Origin of the sequence: Geobacillus sp. JS12, assembly GCF_001592395.1 — a bacterium.
GTDB lineage: Bacteria > Bacillota > Bacilli > Bacillales > Anoxybacillaceae > Geobacillus > Geobacillus zalihae.
On record NZ_CP014749.1, the window covers coordinates 2,338,500 to 2,353,025 of the forward strand.

The window sequence follows — 14,526 nt, forward strand, 5'->3', positions numbered from 1 at the left end:
ATCTGAATAGAGAGGAAATTTTTTCAAATCCATTACATTGCATTCACGAACGCTTAACATCTGGCTTGTACAATAAAAATGACAAAATCATCTGAAAAGGGAGAGGAGAACGATGTTCCAATCGAAACGCCGCACGGCTTTGCTCATTGCCGGGCTGAGCGCCGGACTGGCGCTTTATCATGCCGGTCAAACTGCATGGGCCGCCCCAGCGAAACAATCGAAGCCGCTTGAAGTGAAAAATGTCATTCTTTTTGTCGGCGACGGCATGGGCACAGCGCATCGCAACGCCATTCGCCTTGCCACAAAAGGGATCGCTGGAGAATTGGAGATGGACGATATGCCATACAGCGGGCTTGTCCATACGAACTCCGCCGACTCGAAGTCATTCATCACCGACTCCGCTGCGGCGGCGACCGCGATCGCCTCAGGCGTGAAAACGTACAACGGCGCCATCTCTGTTGATCTGCAAGGAAAACCGGTGGAAACGATTTTGGAACAAGCAAAAAAAGCCGGCAAGGCAACAGGGCTTGTCACGACCGCCCAAGTGACGGACGCCACGCCGGCTGCGTTTGCCGCCCACACCGCCAATCGCTCTGCCCAAAGCGACATCGCCAAGCAATACATCGAACAAACGAAAGTGGACGTCATTTTAGGCGGCGGGGAAGATTACTGGTATCCTAATGGAAATCCTGGCTATTACCCCGACCATCCAGCCGAAGATCCGGAAGAAGCAAGCAAAGGCACGCAAGGAAACTTGGTTGAACGCGCCAAGCAGCTCGGCTACACGTACGTCCGCACCGCCGATGAGCTGAAACAAGCGTCCGGCCGCAAGCTGCTTGGACTGTTTGCCAACGAAGAAATGTTCCAGCAGCGACCCGAAGGAGAAGGAGATGTGTACAATCCTGTCGTGTCGCTGCCCGATATGACAAAAAAAGCGCTTGACGTGCTGTCGCAAAACAAAAAAGGCTTTTTCCTCGTTGTCGAAGAAGAAGCCATTGATGAAATGAGCCATGAAAACAACGGATCGCTCATGATCAAAGCGGGCCAGCAGCTTGACGAAGCGGTCGCCGCAGCGAAACAGTACGCCAAGCGCCATCGGGATACGCTCGTCCTCGTGCTCGCCGACCATGAATGCGGCGGCTTGACGATCGAAACGCCGGGCGGCACGGATGAGTCGGGAGACGGCAAAACGATCTCCGGCGAAGACGGCCCGTTTCCAATCGCCCGCTCTACGCAAACGTTCGCCCTCGACTGGACGACAACGGGCCACACCGCCGCCGATGTGCCGCTGACGGCCATGGGCCCGGGAGCGGAGCGATTCACCGGCATTTATGAAAATACGCGCATTCATGATATTCTTGAAGAATTATTGTTTGGAAAAAGCAAAAGATAACGCATCCGTGCTTCGGTCGTTGTCCTTCATCGATCTCCGTTTCCCCGCGAACGAATCGTTTGCGGGGAAGATTTTTCTATCCATTCATCCATACTGATTGCCTAGAAGGCCGGTGAAAAACGGCTGCCACGAGCAAATCAGCGGCATTTCACCAAAAAAAGAAGGCTGATTTCGCAAGGCTTCTCTAATTGAGAAAAAGATGGAATAGCGGTATTTTGTACTAAATCATCGGCCCTCTAGAAGGGCGGTGAAAAAACAATCATTCCTGCAAATCGGTCATTTTTGATCAAAGAGAAAAACAGATTTTACAAGGCTTATCAAATTGAAAAACACTGTTGTTGATTCACATTTTTCATTCAATCACCAGCCCTCTAAAAGCAAGCCTAGAACGTTCTTTTTCACAATCAACTAATTAAGAAACAATGCTTGTTTTTTGGCGCTGCGGTCACCGCCCCACGTGATAGCCAAGCCACGCGAGCCACACTCCACACAAATACGTAGCCGCCAAATAAACGACAACCTTCGCCCATTGGCGTTGCTGCATCATTTGCACGCTTTCCCATTTTAAGGTCGAAAACGTGGTGAACGCGCCCATAAAGCCCGTGCCGACAAGCAGTTTTTCAGTATCGGCGGCGCCGCTTCCGGCGAGCCAGCCAAGCAAAAAGGACCCAAGCAAGTTGACAATGAGCGTCCCTATGGGAAAACGCGGCGAACGCGGAGCCGCCCAGCGGCTGACGGCATAACGGCATATGGCGCCGAAAAAACCGCCCATCATCACCAATAGTGGTGCGGTCATCATGCTATTTCCTCCTTTCGCTTTGGATGGGCGGCAGCATATCCCGCCCATGCGGCGGCTAGGCCGCCGAACAGGCTGGCAGCGATATACACGGCCGCCATGCCAAAGCGCCCTTGTTCCATCCATTCCACACATTCGACACTGAGCGTCGAAAACGTCGTATACGAACCGATGAACCCGGTCGTCGCCGCCGTTTTCAGCCACGGCGGCCAGGACGGGCGGCGGGTGAACACCACCGTAATCCAGCTGAGCAAAAACGAGCCGGTCCAGTTCGCCAAAAGCGTTCCGAGTGGAACCCCTCCCAACCAGGCAGCGGGCACGACAAGACCAACGACATAGCGGACAAGCGCACCGATCATGCCGGCTGCGCCGACAGCGAGATAGACCAATGACCATCCTCCTTCGTAAAATAAACAGACTCCTGCCGCTTTCATTTGCAGCAGGAGTCATCAGCCGGAAGCCGGCGGTTATGGCGAACTCCATCGCCTATTCGATTGGCATCGTCTTTATGTTACCATATATCCCCTCCCAATGGGAAGCAGATTCAACGGCTTGGTCGGAACCCGTGTTGTTCGAATAGTTGGAGCGCCTGTTCGCTCGTCAAATAATCATACAACTCCCGCGCCTCCTTGAGATGTTTGCTCGTCTTGACGACACCAAGCGGATAGACGATCGGGTCGTGCATGCCGCTTGGCACGGCGGCGGCGATCTTGACTTTGTCCGACACGAGCGCGTCCGTCCGGTACACAAACCCGGCGTCGACGTTGCCGGTTTCCACATACGCCAGCACTTGGCGAACGTCTTTCGCGTAAACGAGCTTCGCTTTCACCTGCTCCCACAGCCCCGCCTTTTCGAGCGTTTGTTTGGCGTACATGCCGGCCGGCACCGACTCGGGGATGCCGATCGCCACTCGTTTGGCGAGGGTGATGTCATCGAGCGACTGAATCGCCCCTTCTCCTTGTTTCGGAACGATGAGCACCAGCTCGTTGGCGAGCACGGTTTTTTCGTGTTTGGAATCGATCAGCCCTTCCTTTTTCAGCTCCTCAAATGGCTCGGCAGCCGCGGAGAAAAAGAGATCGACCGGCGCCCCTTCGGAAATTTGCTTTTGCAACGCGCCCGACGCACCGAAATTATATTGGATGCGGATGTTCGGATGCTTTCGTTCAAACGCCGTTTTCGCTTCTTCCAGCGCTTCTTGCAGGCTGGCGGCGGCGGAGATGGTGAGCTCCACTTTGTCCGCCGATTTCGTTTGCCCAGCCCCCTCTTTCGAACCGCTGTCGCAGCCATACAAGCCGAACAACAAGACCACCGCGACAAGCCATGCCATTTTTCGCATCTACATCCCCCTTATCTCCATTCAGATTTTTATATGTAATGATATCTAATTATAAATAATGATAACTAGTTAGAAAAGAAAAATTTTTTCACATCGCTCTCTTTGCGCTACAATGAAAGAAAGGAGGATGGCATGATGACGGAGCCGCGGTCATACACGATTGAAGAAATCGCTTCCTTATTAAAAGTGTCCAAACTAACGGTGTACGATTTAGTGAAAAAAGGGAAGCTGCCCGCCTTTCGCGTTGGGCGGCAAATGCGGATCACCGCGGATGATCTCAAGCGGTACATCGCCGGGCAAAAAGGGGAGGCAAGCACCGTTTTTTCCGCCGTTTCACGGCCGACCGAAACCGCTTTTCGCCCCATCATCATCAGCGGTCAAGATATGGCGCTCGATTTGCTTGGCGCCCATCTCGAGAAAGGCGGCCCTTATCAATCGCTTCGCACCTATACGAGCAGCCTCAACGGGTTGATTGCGCTGTACAAAGGGCAATGTGACATCGTCAGCGTGCATTTGTTTGACGGGCAAACGGGTGAGTACAACCGTCCGTATGTGGAAAAGCTGTTGACAGGCCATGCGTACATCATGGTGAACTTGATGCGCAGGCCAATCGGGTTTTACGTGCAAAAAGGCAATCCGCGCGGCATTCAAACGTTTAGCGACTTAGGAAGGAGCGACGTCGTGATCGTCAACCGGGAAAAAGGAGCGGGGGCGCGTGTGCTCTTGGATGAACAGCTGCGCCTGCATGGACTGTCACCGTCCGCTATTCGCGGCTATGAGCGCGAGGAGACAAACCATTTGAGCGTCGCCTCCGCGGTGGCGTCAGGTCTCGCCGATGTCGGCATCGGCACGGAAAAGGTGGCGCGAATGGCCGGCGTCGAGTTCATTCCGCTAATGAACGAACAGTATGATGTCGTCATGCTGCGGACGCCGGAGAATGAATCGCTCATCGCTTCCGTGCTCGACGTGCTCCGCTCCGATTCGTTCCGCGCCGAACTCGAAGCGCTCGGCGGGTACGATGTGTCGCAAACCGGGCGCATTATAGCTGAACGCGGCTGACAGGGCATCCACCTTTGTTAGCATCCTTCGTTTTCTGAATTTGTTTGAAAACGAGCTCTCATCAAAAAAAGCTGTTCCAAAAGCCCATCGCTTTCGGAACAGCTTTTCGTTTTACCCGCGCAGCACGGCGCCAAATTGCTGCTCGACCGCCGCCAATACCCGCTCATAGACGGCCGTGACTTCTTCATCCGTGAGCGTCCGCTCCGGATCATAGAAACGAAGCGAGAAAGCGAGCGATTTTTTCCCGGCCGGCAGGCGCTCGCCTTGGTAGACGTCAAAGAGGGAGACGTCTTTGACAAGCGGTTTCCCGGCTTCGGCGATCGCCTGCTTCAAGGCGCCAGCTTCGACGTTTTCGTCAACGACCAAGGCAATGTCGCGCACGACCGACGGGAAGCGCGGAATCGGCTCGTAGCGGATCGCTTCGCTTTCGGCGTTCAACAGATCGGTCAAGGCGAGCTCGAACACGTACGTTTCTTTTAAATCGTACTCTTTTTGCACGGCCGGATGGAGCTGGCCGACAAAGCCGATCACCTTGCCGTCAAGCGCAATGTCCGCCGTCCGTCCCGGATGCAAATCGGCGCGCTTGGACGGTTTGTATTCGATGCGGGCGGCAAGTCCAAGCAAGTCAAACAGGCCATCCAAAATCCCTTTGGCAACGTAAAAATCAACGGCCTTTTTCTCGCCTTGCCACAAATGGGCGTGCCATAAGCCGGTGAGAACGCCGGCAAGCCGCTCTTTTTCCGCCGGTTGGACGTGTTCTCCTTTGGACAAGTAGACAGAGCCGATTTCGTACAAGGCGACGTCCTCGACTTGGCGGGCGCGGTTGTAGCTCGCCGCTTCGAGCAGATGCGGAATCAAGCTTTGCCGAAGAACGCTCCGCTCTTCGCTCATCGGCAGCGCCAAGCGGATCGGTTCGGCCGTCTCAAGCGCAAAGCGCGTCGCTTTGTCCAGGCTCGTCAACGAATACGTGATGGCTTGGAACAAGCCGGCTCCTTCCAAATAGCGGCGGACGCGGCGGCGCTTCGCCTGGTACGGCATGAGCCCGCCCGGTTTCGCCTCCGCCACCGGCAGCGTCGCCGGCAGACGGTCGTAGCCGTACAAACGGGCGACTTCTTCAATGATATCTTCTGCAATCGCAATGTCGCGCCGACGCGACGGGACATCGATCGTAAACGTTCCGTTGTCTTCTGTGAACGGAAATTGCAAATTCGAAAGAATCACGGCCACTTCCTCTTTCGACATCGCCGTGCCGAGGACACCGTTGATGCGTTCGAGCGTGACCGTCACCGCCACCGGCTCCTCACGCCACACGCTCGCTTCGACGATGCCGCCGACGACCTCGCCGCCGGCGTATTCGGCCATCAGGGCGGCGGCGCGCTCGAGCGCTTCTTTCGTCCGCGCCGGATCGATGCCTTTTTCAAACCGAGTGCTCGCTTCGCTGCGCAGCCCGTGGTCTTTTACCGCCTGGCGGATGACCGGGCTTGTAAAGTACGCCGCTTCAATAAACACGGTTTTCGTGTCATCGTGCACTTCCGAATTCGCCCCGCCCATCACCCCGGCTAAGGCGACCGGCTCGCGGCCGTTCGTGATGACAAGGTGGTCTTCGGTCAGCTTCCGTTCGACATCATCGAGCGTGACAATCGTTTCGCCTGCCTTTGCGCGGCGGACGACAATTTCCTGCGAACCGAGGCGGTCGTAGTCAAACGCATGAAGCGGTTGGCCGTACTCAAGCAAAATGTAGTTCGTAATGTCGACGACGTTGTTGTGCGGGCGAATACCAGCCGCCATCAAACGCGCTTGCATCCAAAGCGGCGACGGGCCGATCCGGACGTTTTTCACGATCCGCCCGGCGTACAGCGGGTTGTCTTCCGGCGCCTCGACGCGGACGGAAATGTATTCATGGACATGTTCGCTGTTTTCCTTGACCGCCGCTTTCGGCAGCTTTACTTCACGTCCGAGAATGGCCGCGACTTCATAGGCGACGCCGATCATGCTTAAACAGTCGGCGCGGTTGGGCGTCAAAGACAGTTCGAGCACTTCATCGTGCAAGCCGAGCCATTCCAGTGCATCGGCGCCGACCGGCGCATCGCTTGGAAAGACGAAAATGCCGTCTGCATACTCTTTCGGCACGACTTTCGTTTCGACGCCGAGCTCTTGGAGCGAACAAATCATTCCGTTCGATTCTTCCCCGCGCAGCTTCGCCCGTTTGATTTTGAAATTGCCCGGCAGCACCGCCCCGACTTTGGCGACGGCGACTTTTTGCCCTTTGGCGACGTTCGGGGCGCCGCAAATGATTTGCACCGGCTCGCCTTCGCCAAGGTCAACGAGGCATTTCCGCAGTTTATCCGCGTTCGGGTGCGGCTCGCACTCGAGCACATGGCCGATGACGACGCCGTTCATCCCGCGGTCGAGCGCCTCAACCCGCTCGACTTCAATGCCGCTTTTCGTGATGCGATCAGCGAGCTCCGCGGCGGTGACCCCCGTCAAATCGACGTACTCGCTCAGCCAACGGTAAGACACGAGCATGGAAAACCCCTCCTTTTTCTGTTACACACGCAAAAATTGCCGCAAGAAACGTAGATCGTTTTGATAGAAATGGCGGATGTCGTCAATGCCGTACTTCAGCATCGCGATCCGCTCCGGCCCCATGCCGAACGCGAAGCCGGTGTACGTTTTCGAATCAAAGCCGGCCATCTCAAGCACGTTCGGATGCACCATGCCGGCGCCTAAAATTTCGATCCAACCGGTGCCTTTGCAGACGCCGCAGCCCCGCCCTTCGCAGCGGAAGCAGGACACATCGACTTCGACCGATGGTTCCGTGAACGGGAAAAAGCTCGGCCGGAAGCGGATGTCGCGCCCTTCCCCGAACAGCTTGCGGGCGAATTCGCGCAGCGTCCCTTTCAAGTCGCTCATCCGGATGTTCCGGTCAACAACCAATCCTTCAATTTGCGTAAACTGGTGCGAATGGGTCGCATCGTCGGTGTCGCGGCGGTACACTTTGCCCGGGCAAATGATTTTCACCGGGCCGCGCCCGCGGTGCTTTTCCATCGTCCGCGCCTGCATCGGCGAAGTATGGGTGCGAAGCAAAATCTCTTCCGTGATGTAAAACGAATCTTGCATATCGCGGGCCGGATGACCTTTCGGCAAATTGAGCGCCTCAAAGTTGTAATAGTCGGTCTCCACTTCCGGCCCTTCGGCGACCGTATAGCCCATGCCGATAAACAAGTCTTCAATTTCTTCAATGACACGCGTCAGCGGATGGGGATTGCCAAGACTCACAGGACGTCCCGGCAGCGTCACATCGATCGCTTCGGCAGCCAGCTTCCGCTCGACTTCCTCCTGTTCCAGTTTCGCTTGTTTCGCCTCGAGCGCCTGCTGGATCGCCGTTCTCACTTCATTGGCAAGCGCGCCGATTTTCGGGCGCTCTTCCGGCGGCAATGCCCCATGCCGCGCAGCACTTCGGTGATCGGCCCTTTTTTGCCTAAATAGGCGACGCGCACGTCATTCAGTGCTTTGACGTCTTTCGCCTCATCGATTCGACGAAGCGCTTCTTGCTTCAGCTCGTACAGCCGTTCTTTCACTTGAGTCCCTCCTCTATCAAAAATAAAAAAACCCGCCCCCGGTAAGGGACGAGTTGTTGCTCGCGGTACCACCCTTGTTAACAGCCGAAATGCGCTGTTCACTTCATTGCGATAACGGCCGAAAGCCGGAACACCTTTACATCCCCTTTTGGGATGGTCCCGGTGCCAACTCGGGAGGTGAACTTCACTTGCGTCGGCCATAAAAACGCTCCCAGTCTCCGGCGTTTTCTCCCTGGATGGCGAGCAGCAAGCTACTTTTCTCCGTCATCGTTGTTGTCCGTATGGGAAATTGTCGCTATTCATTATACGCAAATGAGTGGGCAAAGGCAAGGTCAGGCCGAAATTTCTTTGCGCAGCTCATCGATTTCCGCTTCCTGTTCAATCGAGCGGATCGCGAGGCGCTCCATAATTTTTTCCTGCCGCACTTGCCCTTCCTTGAGCGCGGCGACATCTTTTTTGACCCCTAGCATGTCTTTTTTCATCGCATCCATGTCTTTTTTCATCGCGTCCATGTCTTTTTTCATCGCCTCAACATCGCTTTGGATGCGATCGACCTTGTCTTCGAGCTGTTTCACGCTTCCTTGCAGCTTGACGATATCCATGCGCATTTGTTCGATGTAGGCTCCTTGAACATCAAGACGCTCAAGCACCGCGTTCAACAATGCCCGCAGTTCGCCATCCATCCGTCTCCGCTCCCTTGTCCGATTGATTTTCGATTCTATTTTACCGCACCGCCCGCAAAGAATAAAGCAAAATTCCGGCCGCAACGGCGACATTCAGCGACTCGGCTTGGCCGTAAATCGGGATGTACACGTTCTCTGTCGTTAGGCGCAGCAGGTCGGGGCGGACGCCGCTTCCTTCATTGCCGACGAGCAAGGCAAACGAAGATGATGGCGGAACGGTGCGGTAATCGACGGCGTTCTCCAAGGCCGTTCCGTACACCGGAATGCCCTGCTCCTTGAAACGCGCGATCCATTGCGCCAAATCGCCTTTGACAACCGGAAGATGAAACAGCGACCCTTGCGTCGCCCGCACGACCTTCGGATTGTACACATCGGCGCACCCTTCGCCAAGGATGACAGCATCGATCCCGGCGGCATCGGCGGTGCGGATCATGGCGCCGAGATTACCCGGATCTTGCACGGCGTCAATAAGCAAGGCGGTCTTCACGCCTTCAAGCTCGGCTGGCAACTTTCGGCACACCGCGGCGATGCCTTGCGGCGTCTCCGTGTTGCTGATCGCCTTCATCACCGCTTCGGTCACGATCACAACCGGAACACCTGTGACGTTCCAGCCGGGCGGGACAGCCGTCCGCTCATCAACGATCAGCTCGACAAGGGGCGCGTTGCTTTTTATGGCCTCTTCGACAAGATGAAACCCTTCAAGCAAAAACAATCCGGTCTCATCGCGCTCTTTTTTGGTCAGCAGCTTTTTCCATTGTTTGACGCGCGCATTTTTCGGCGATTCGATCCGCTTCACCGTTTCGTCCCCAATGTTTGGCGATAAACTCATCGCGCCCGGATGCGGCGCGGTCTTGTTTGTAATGCTCCGGATTTTTCTTATGGTAGTTTTGATGATACTCTTCCGCCGGGTAAAACGTCGTCGCCGGCAAAATTTTCGTCACAATCGGCTTCGAGAAGCGCCCGCTTTCCTCGAGCGCCCGCTTTGACTGCTCGGCGAGCTGGCGCTGTTTTTCGTTATGGTAAAAAATCGCCGTCCGGTATTGCGGCCCGCGGTCGTGAAACTGGCCGCCGTCATCGGTCGGGTCGATTTGACACCAATACAGCTCCAAGAGCCGCTCATACGGAAAGACGTCCGGGTCGAAGGTGATTTGCACCGCTTCGTAGTGGCCGGTCGTGCCGGTTTTCACTTGCTCGTATGTCGGGTTTTCGACATGCCCGCCCGTATAGCCGGAGACGATGCCGTAAATGCCGTCAAGCTCCTCAAACGGCGTCACCATGCACCAAAAGCAGCCGCCGGCGAATGTCGCTTTTTCCATTGCGTCGTCACCTCATTCGTCAAGTTTCTTCATTTGATTATAACAAAATGTGTGCCGTTGTCATCTTTCACGACCAAAGCCAAGTTCCTTCACAAAGCCAGGCTCGTTCCGTTCCGCACGCCGGCCGCTCATGTCGCTGAGTCAAGCCGTTGTTTCATTTCGTCAAGCAAGCGGTCAAACAGCGGGATATAGTGGATGCGAATGCGTTCGTAAATGTCCATTGCGGTTTCTTCGTCATACGTATAGGACGTCCGATTGCGGTCTTCGAGCATGCGAAGCCATATCTCTCCGTCTTGAATCAACCCTTCCCGAAACGCCTCGCGAATCGTTTTCCTCGGACTCGTCACTTCAGCGTATCCCTGATGCTCCAAATAAAGTTTCATCCATTTCCATGCTAGTTCGTACGTGAATTCAAAGCGTTGAATGGTCGCATCAACAACAAGGTCATCCGTTTGGGCGTCTCTTGCGGCACTTTGCCGGAGTTTGGAGAGCGCCCGTTCGAAATCGTAAAATCGATCCATCAGCCGGCTCATGGTGACCATCACCTTCCCGTGCTCGTTCGTTTGAAAAATCGTCTTTCCTTCTTGGTCAATATTCATTTTTAGCTGTTCGTTGTGAATTTGATTGTAATCAACAACATCGATCGGATAAATGATCGGAAGTTCATCCAAGTCCGATCGCAGGAGGTGCAGCGGGCCTCCCGGTTTTCAAAATTCGATCGCCAAATCGATATCCGATCCTTCCTTGTAATCGCCTCGTGCTCTTGAGCCGAACAAAATGACGTTTTCAATGACATCAGCATAACGGGAAAATAGATGGAGCAGTTGGCGAAATACCGTTCGTTCCAATCCATAGAGCGGTTTCTCGTCCATCGTCGCCATCACTCATTTCGGTCTAGTTTTTCCTCTATTATACCATATACGAGAGCCGCTCCATGTATAAATCCGCCGCCATTGGCAAACGATAACGGTGTACAATACGGCCAACGAGGTGAGACAAATGGATTTGAACTTGCGGAAAGCCATTATGCACAACGTCGCCAACAACTCGAAAGAGCAGCTCGAGAATACAATCGAGGACGCGATCCAGCGTGGCGAGGAAAAATATTTGCCCGGCCTCGGCGTCCTCTTTGAAGCCATTTGGACGCACGCCAATGAACAGCAAAAAGACATGATGCTCACCACGCTCGAGCAGGCGGTTAAACAATGACGAACACCGGCCGAATCGGCCGGTGTTTTTATTCGTCAAACGTCAGTTGTTTCACTTTGTCGGCGTCAAGCCGTTTGATCACCTCAACAAGCAGCTTGACCGTGTTTTCGTAGTCGTCGCGGTGCAAAATGGCGGCGTGCGAGTGGATGTAGCGCGTCGGGATGGCAATCGTGAGCGACGGAACGCCGCTGCCCGTTAAATGAATCGCTCCCGCATCCGTACCGCCGCCCGGCATGGCATCAAAATGGTACGGAATGTTCAGCTCTTCCGCCACTTCGATGACGAATTCGCGCAAGCCGCGGTGCGACACCATCGTCGCGTCGTACAGGACGATGTGCGGGCCGGCGCCGAGTTTGCCCATCGCTTCTTTTTCCGACACGCCCGGCGTATCGCCGGCAATGCCGACATCCACCGCAAAGGCGATATCTGGCTGAATGAATTGGGCGGCCGTGCGCGCGCCGCGCAAGCCGACTTCTTCCTGCACCGTGCCGACGCCGTATACCGTGTTTGGATGGTCGACGCCTTTCAGCTGCTTGAGCACATCGATGGCGACCGCACAGCCGATCCGGTTGTCCCATGCTTTCGCGAGCAGCATTTTTTCATTGTTCAATACCGTAAATTCAAAATACGGCACGATCATATCGCCCGGGCGGACGCCCCACTCCATCGCTTCCTCGCGGCTTGTCGCGCCGATGTCGATGAACATATCTTTGATCTCCACCGGTTTTTTGCGCGCCTCCGGCGGCAGAATGTGCGGCGGCTTCGAACCGATGACGCCGGTGATGTCGCCTTTTTTCGTCACGATCGTCACGCGCTGGGCGAGCATTACTTGGCTCCACCATCCGCCAAGCGTTTGGAAGCGGATGAATCCTTTGTCGTCGATTTGCGTCACCATAAAGCCGACTTCATCCAAATGGCCGGCGATCATCACTTTCGGCCCGCCCGATTTCCCTTCTTTTTTGGCGATCAAGCTGCCGAGGCCATCCGTTGTCACTTCATCCGCATACGGAGCTATGTATGTCTTCATCACATCGCGCGCTTCCCGCTCATTGCCCGGGACGCCTTTCGCATCGGTCAGCGCTTTCAGCATCGTCAACGTTTCGTCCAACTTCGCCATCTTGGCACCCCTTTCCGGTTTTGTCCACTTTTTTATTATACTTGAAAAGGCTGGCGGTTGGCAAAATGAATCATTCGCCACCCGAAAAAAAAGATCAGTAGCGCTCGTTTTGCCGCTTGTGGTTCACTTCATTTTTCCGCCGATACGCCGCCTCGATGTCGTCGGAAGAAAAACCGAGCGCCACGCCAAGCCGCCAATACTCCGCAAACAGCGCATCATATTCCCCTCGCGCTCTCGTCTCCCCGAACCGCTCGGCGGCGCGAAACACGGCAAGAAACTGCTCGACAAGCGGCCGTCCCGCCGACGGAGCTTCGTTTTCTTCATAAAACAAGCCGCACTCCAGCCCGAGCGACAATAAAAAATGCAAGCCGTCCACATATTCCTCCAGCACTCGCTCGGCTGGCGCGGGCGGTTTGATGCTCCAAAATTTAAAGCAACGCGTCTCATTCGCGAGTTCACCCAGCTCCACAAGAAAGGCGAGCTGCTTGCGGGCAAACAAATCTTCCTCCATCAAGCCATGCTCCGTTTCAATGCGCCGATCCAACATGCGCTGCATATCGTAAAGCAAAGACCAATTCATTCTCTCCTCCCCTTTCTACCTCATCCATCGCCAATAGAGAAACAGCTCCACCGCTGCCAACAGCGGCAAGCCATAGCGAAAAGCCCGATGGCGCGTTTTATGGCGAAACGTGTACATGCCCGCCATTGCCCCCAGAGCTCCGCCCAGCCACGCCAACAGCCAAAGCGTCCGCTCGGCGGTGCGAAAGCGGCGGCGCTTCGCCTTGTATTTGTCGACCCCCATCACGAAAAAAGCGAGAAGATTGATCGCTATCCCGTATTGTACCATATCGATCCCTTTCCTTGATAAGAAAATGGCCACCCTGATCAAGGATGGCCATCGTTGTTATTTATTCAAATTCGCTTTCGCCAAGTCGGCGAGTTGGGCGAACGCGGCTTGGTCGTTCACCGCCAAGTCGGCGAGCATTTTCCGGTTCACTTCCACGCCGGCCAGCTTCAAGCCGTGCATCAAACGGCTGTAGGACAAGCCATTTTGGCGAGCCGCTGCGTTGATGCGGACAATCCACAGTTTGCGGAAGTCGCGCTTCCGTTGTCGGCGGTCGCGATACGCATACATGAGCGATTTCATCACTTGTTGGTTCGCGACTCTATATAATGCGTGTTTCGCGCCGAAATAGCCTTTTGCGAGTTTTAACACTTTTTTGCGACGTCTGCGCGTCACTGGTCCACCTTTTACGCGTGGCATAATCGTTCCCTCCTATAGTCGGTCGTTATTTCAAGTTGTCAAGCATTTGGCGGATGCGTTTGAAATCGCCAGGCGAGACAAGCGTCGCTTTGCGGAGATGACGCTTTTGTTTTTTCGTTTTATTGGCAAACAAGTGGCTCGTGTACGCGTGGCCGCGTTTTAATTTGCCGCTGGCCGTTTTTTTGAACCGTTTCGCCGAGCCGCGGTGAGTTTTCATTTTTGGCATCGCAGGTTCCTCCTTACTTGTTGTCGTTTTTCGGTGCGAGCACTAAAAACATGTTGCGCCCGTCCATTTTCGGCGCCGTTTCGACAACGGCAATGTCGGCGCACGCTTCCGAGAAGCGGTCAAGGACGCGCTGCCCAATTTCTTTATGGGTGATCGCCCGACCTTTAAAGCGGATCGTCGCCTTCACTTTATCGCCTTTTTCCAAAAACTTGCGCGCATTGCGCAGCTTCGTGTTGAAGTCATGCTCCTCGATCGTCGGGCTGAGGCGCACCTCTTTGACGTTGATCACTTTTTGTTTTTTGCGCGCTTCTTTCTCTTTCTTCTGCTGCTCGAAGCGGAATTTGCCGTAGTCCATGATGCGGCAAACGGGCGGTTTGGCGTTCGGCGCGACAAGCACAAGATCCAAGTTGCGTCTTGCCGCAATCTCAAGCGCCTCCTGCTTCGACTTGATGCCAAGCTGTTCGCCGTTTTGGTCGATCAAGCGCACTTCACGGGCACGAATTTGTTCGTTGATAATAAAATCTTTGCTAATAATGAGCCACCTCC

The 14,526-nt window shown here is 54.9% G+C and carries 16 protein-coding genes, 2 pseudogenes, 1 riboswitch and 1 other annotated feature; of the genes and pseudogenes, 3 read left to right on the forward strand and 15 right to left on the reverse strand.

Annotated elements, in window-relative coordinates; all coding sequences use genetic code 11:
- Positions 1–112: 112 nt before the first annotated feature.
- Positions 113–1,393 carry an alkaline phosphatase gene (locus tag A0V43_RS11435; RefSeq protein ID WP_063193118.1) on the forward strand — a complete coding sequence of 427 codons (1,281 nt, stop codon included), beginning with the start codon at positions 113–115 and terminating at the stop codon, positions 1,391–1,393.
- A gap of 445 nt (positions 1,394–1,838) precedes the next feature.
- On the opposite strand, the gene crcB is transcribed toward A0V43_RS11435, so the two are convergent.
- From crcB to modA, 3 genes are all read right to left on the reverse strand, one after another.
- Positions 1,839–2,189, reverse strand: coding sequence for a fluoride efflux transporter CrcB (crcB, locus tag A0V43_RS11440; protein WP_063193859.1), 351 nt, complete (start codon positions 2,187–2,189; stop codon positions 1,839–1,841).
- A complete protein-coding gene (locus A0V43_RS11445) occupies positions 2,189–2,578 on the reverse strand; it encodes a fluoride efflux transporter FluC (protein WP_063193119.1) in 390 nt (129 codons plus the stop codon). Before A0V43_RS11445 ends, crcB begins: the two co-directional genes overlap by 1 nt.
- 44 nt (positions 2,579–2,622) lie before the next feature.
- Positions 2,623–2,685: riboswitch (Fluoride riboswitch) on the reverse strand.
- 48 nt (positions 2,686–2,733) lie between these two features.
- Positions 2,734–3,525 carry a molybdate ABC transporter substrate-binding protein gene (gene modA, locus A0V43_RS11450; RefSeq protein ID WP_063193120.1) on the reverse strand — a complete coding sequence of 264 codons (792 nt, stop codon included), beginning with the start codon at positions 3,523–3,525 and terminating at the stop codon, positions 2,734–2,736.
- A 135-nt stretch (positions 3,526–3,660) separates the two neighbouring features.
- Between modA and A0V43_RS11455 the strand changes: the two genes are divergently transcribed.
- Positions 3,661–4,584, forward strand: coding sequence for a helix-turn-helix transcriptional regulator (locus tag A0V43_RS11455; protein ID WP_063193121.1), 924 nt, complete (start codon positions 3,661–3,663; stop codon positions 4,582–4,584).
- Between the two features lie 111 nt (positions 4,585–4,695).
- Here the strand turns inward: A0V43_RS11455 and pheT are convergent, their stop codons facing one another.
- From pheT to A0V43_RS11485, 6 genes and pseudogenes are all read right to left on the reverse strand, one after another.
- Positions 4,696–7,110: a phenylalanine--tRNA ligase subunit beta gene (gene pheT / locus A0V43_RS11460; protein ID WP_063193122.1), complete on the reverse strand. Its 2,415-nt coding sequence runs from the start codon at positions 7,108–7,110 to the stop codon at positions 4,696–4,698.
- Positions 7,111–7,131: 21 nt separating this feature from the next.
- A pseudogene (gene pheS, locus A0V43_RS11465) lies at positions 7,132–8,165 on the reverse strand (phenylalanine--tRNA ligase subunit alpha).
- 41 nt (positions 8,166–8,206) lie between these two features.
- Positions 8,207–8,442: a binding site (T-box leader), on the reverse strand.
- Positions 8,443–8,497: 55 nt separating this feature from the next.
- A complete protein-coding gene (locus A0V43_RS11470; protein WP_063193123.1) occupies positions 8,498–8,848 on the reverse strand; it encodes a hypothetical protein in 351 nt (116 codons plus the stop codon).
- Positions 8,849–8,888: 40 nt separating this feature from the next.
- Positions 8,889–9,644 carry a TrmH family RNA methyltransferase gene (locus A0V43_RS11475; RefSeq protein WP_063193124.1) on the reverse strand — a complete coding sequence of 252 codons (756 nt, stop codon included), beginning with the start codon at positions 9,642–9,644 and terminating at the stop codon, positions 8,889–8,891.
- On the reverse strand, positions 9,568–10,164 hold the full coding sequence (gene msrA / locus A0V43_RS11480; protein ID WP_236930803.1) for a peptide-methionine (S)-S-oxide reductase MsrA: 597 nt from the start codon (positions 10,162–10,164) through the stop codon (positions 9,568–9,570). Before msrA ends, A0V43_RS11475 begins: the two co-directional genes overlap by 77 nt.
- Positions 10,165–10,292: 128 nt before the next feature.
- Positions 10,293–11,036: pseudogene (locus tag A0V43_RS11485) on the reverse strand (HI0074 family nucleotidyltransferase substrate-binding subunit).
- Positions 11,037–11,163: 127 nt separating this feature from the next.
- Here A0V43_RS11485 and sspI point away from each other — a divergent pair.
- Entirely contained in the window at positions 11,164–11,373 is a 210-nt protein-coding gene (sspI, locus tag A0V43_RS11490; protein ID WP_015375579.1) for a small acid-soluble spore protein SspI, read from the forward strand.
- A 28-nt stretch (positions 11,374–11,401) separates the two neighbouring features.
- Here the strand turns inward: sspI and A0V43_RS11495 are convergent, their stop codons facing one another.
- The 6 genes from A0V43_RS11495 to infC form a co-directional block, all read right to left on the reverse strand.
- Positions 11,402–12,490 carry a M42 family metallopeptidase gene (locus A0V43_RS11495; RefSeq protein ID WP_015375580.1) on the reverse strand — a complete coding sequence of 363 codons (1,089 nt, stop codon included), beginning with the start codon at positions 12,488–12,490 and terminating at the stop codon, positions 11,402–11,404.
- Positions 12,491–12,584: 94 nt separating this feature from the next.
- Positions 12,585–13,070, reverse strand: coding sequence for a dUTP diphosphatase (locus A0V43_RS11500; protein ID WP_063193126.1), 486 nt, complete (start codon positions 13,068–13,070; stop codon positions 12,585–12,587).
- Between the two features lie 15 nt (positions 13,071–13,085).
- A complete protein-coding gene (locus A0V43_RS11505; protein ID WP_063193127.1) occupies positions 13,086–13,337 on the reverse strand; it encodes a DUF1294 domain-containing protein in 252 nt (83 codons plus the stop codon).
- Positions 13,338–13,394: 57 nt separating this feature from the next.
- Complete coding sequence (rplT, locus tag A0V43_RS11510) at positions 13,395–13,754, reverse strand: 50S ribosomal protein L20 (protein ID WP_011232190.1); 360 nt, start codon at positions 13,752–13,754, stop codon at positions 13,395–13,397.
- Positions 13,755–13,779: 25 nt separating this feature from the next.
- On the reverse strand, positions 13,780–13,980 hold the full coding sequence (gene rpmI, locus A0V43_RS11515; protein ID WP_011232191.1) for a 50S ribosomal protein L35: 201 nt from the start codon (positions 13,978–13,980) through the stop codon (positions 13,780–13,782).
- 13 nt (positions 13,981–13,993) lie between these two features.
- Positions 13,994–14,515, reverse strand: a complete 522-nt coding sequence (gene infC / locus A0V43_RS11520; RefSeq protein ID WP_074044349.1) for a translation initiation factor IF-3 — start codon at positions 14,513–14,515, stop codon at positions 13,994–13,996.
- Positions 14,516–14,526 lie beyond the last annotated feature (11 nt).

Excerpts from the sequence above, each read along its gene's own strand:
- A0V43_RS11505 (WP_063193127.1), bottom strand. The coding sequence starts at position 13,337 with ATGGTACAATACGGGATAGCGATCAATCTTCTCGCTTTTTTCGTGATG.
- A0V43_RS11435 (WP_063193118.1), top strand. The coding sequence starts at position 113 with ATGTTCCAATCGAAACGCCGCACGGCTTTGCTCATTGCCGGGCTGAGC.
- A0V43_RS11500 (WP_063193126.1), bottom strand. The coding sequence starts at position 13,070 with ATGAATTGGTCTTTGCTTTACGATATGCAGCGCATGTTGGATCGGCGC.
- A0V43_RS11470 (WP_063193123.1), bottom strand. The coding sequence starts at position 8,848 with ATGGATGGCGAACTGCGGGCATTGTTGAACGCGGTGCTTGAGCGTCTT.
- A0V43_RS11495 (WP_015375580.1), bottom strand. The coding sequence starts at position 12,490 with ATGGCGAAGTTGGACGAAACGTTGACGATGCTGAAAGCGCTGACCGAT.
- msrA (WP_236930803.1), bottom strand. The coding sequence starts at position 10,164 with ATGGAAAAAGCGACATTCGCCGGCGGCTGCTTTTGGTGCATGGTGACG.
- rpmI (WP_011232191.1), bottom strand. The coding sequence starts at position 13,980 with ATGCCAAAAATGAAAACTCACCGCGGCTCGGCGAAACGGTTCAAAAAA.
- rplT (WP_011232190.1), bottom strand. The coding sequence starts at position 13,754 with ATGCCACGCGTAAAAGGTGGACCAGTGACGCGCAGACGTCGCAAAAAA.
- modA (WP_063193120.1), bottom strand. The coding sequence starts at position 3,525 with ATGCGAAAAATGGCATGGCTTGTCGCGGTGGTCTTGTTGTTCGGCTTG.
- pheT (WP_063193122.1), bottom strand. The coding sequence starts at position 7,110 with ATGCTCGTGTCTTACCGTTGGCTGAGCGAGTACGTCGATTTGACGGGG.
- crcB (WP_063193859.1), bottom strand. The coding sequence starts at position 2,189 with ATGACCGCACCACTATTGGTGATGATGGGCGGTTTTTTCGGCGCCATA.
- A0V43_RS11455 (WP_063193121.1), top strand. The coding sequence starts at position 3,661 with ATGACGGAGCCGCGGTCATACACGATTGAAGAAATCGCTTCCTTATTA.
- sspI (WP_015375579.1), top strand. The coding sequence starts at position 11,164 with ATGGATTTGAACTTGCGGAAAGCCATTATGCACAACGTCGCCAACAAC.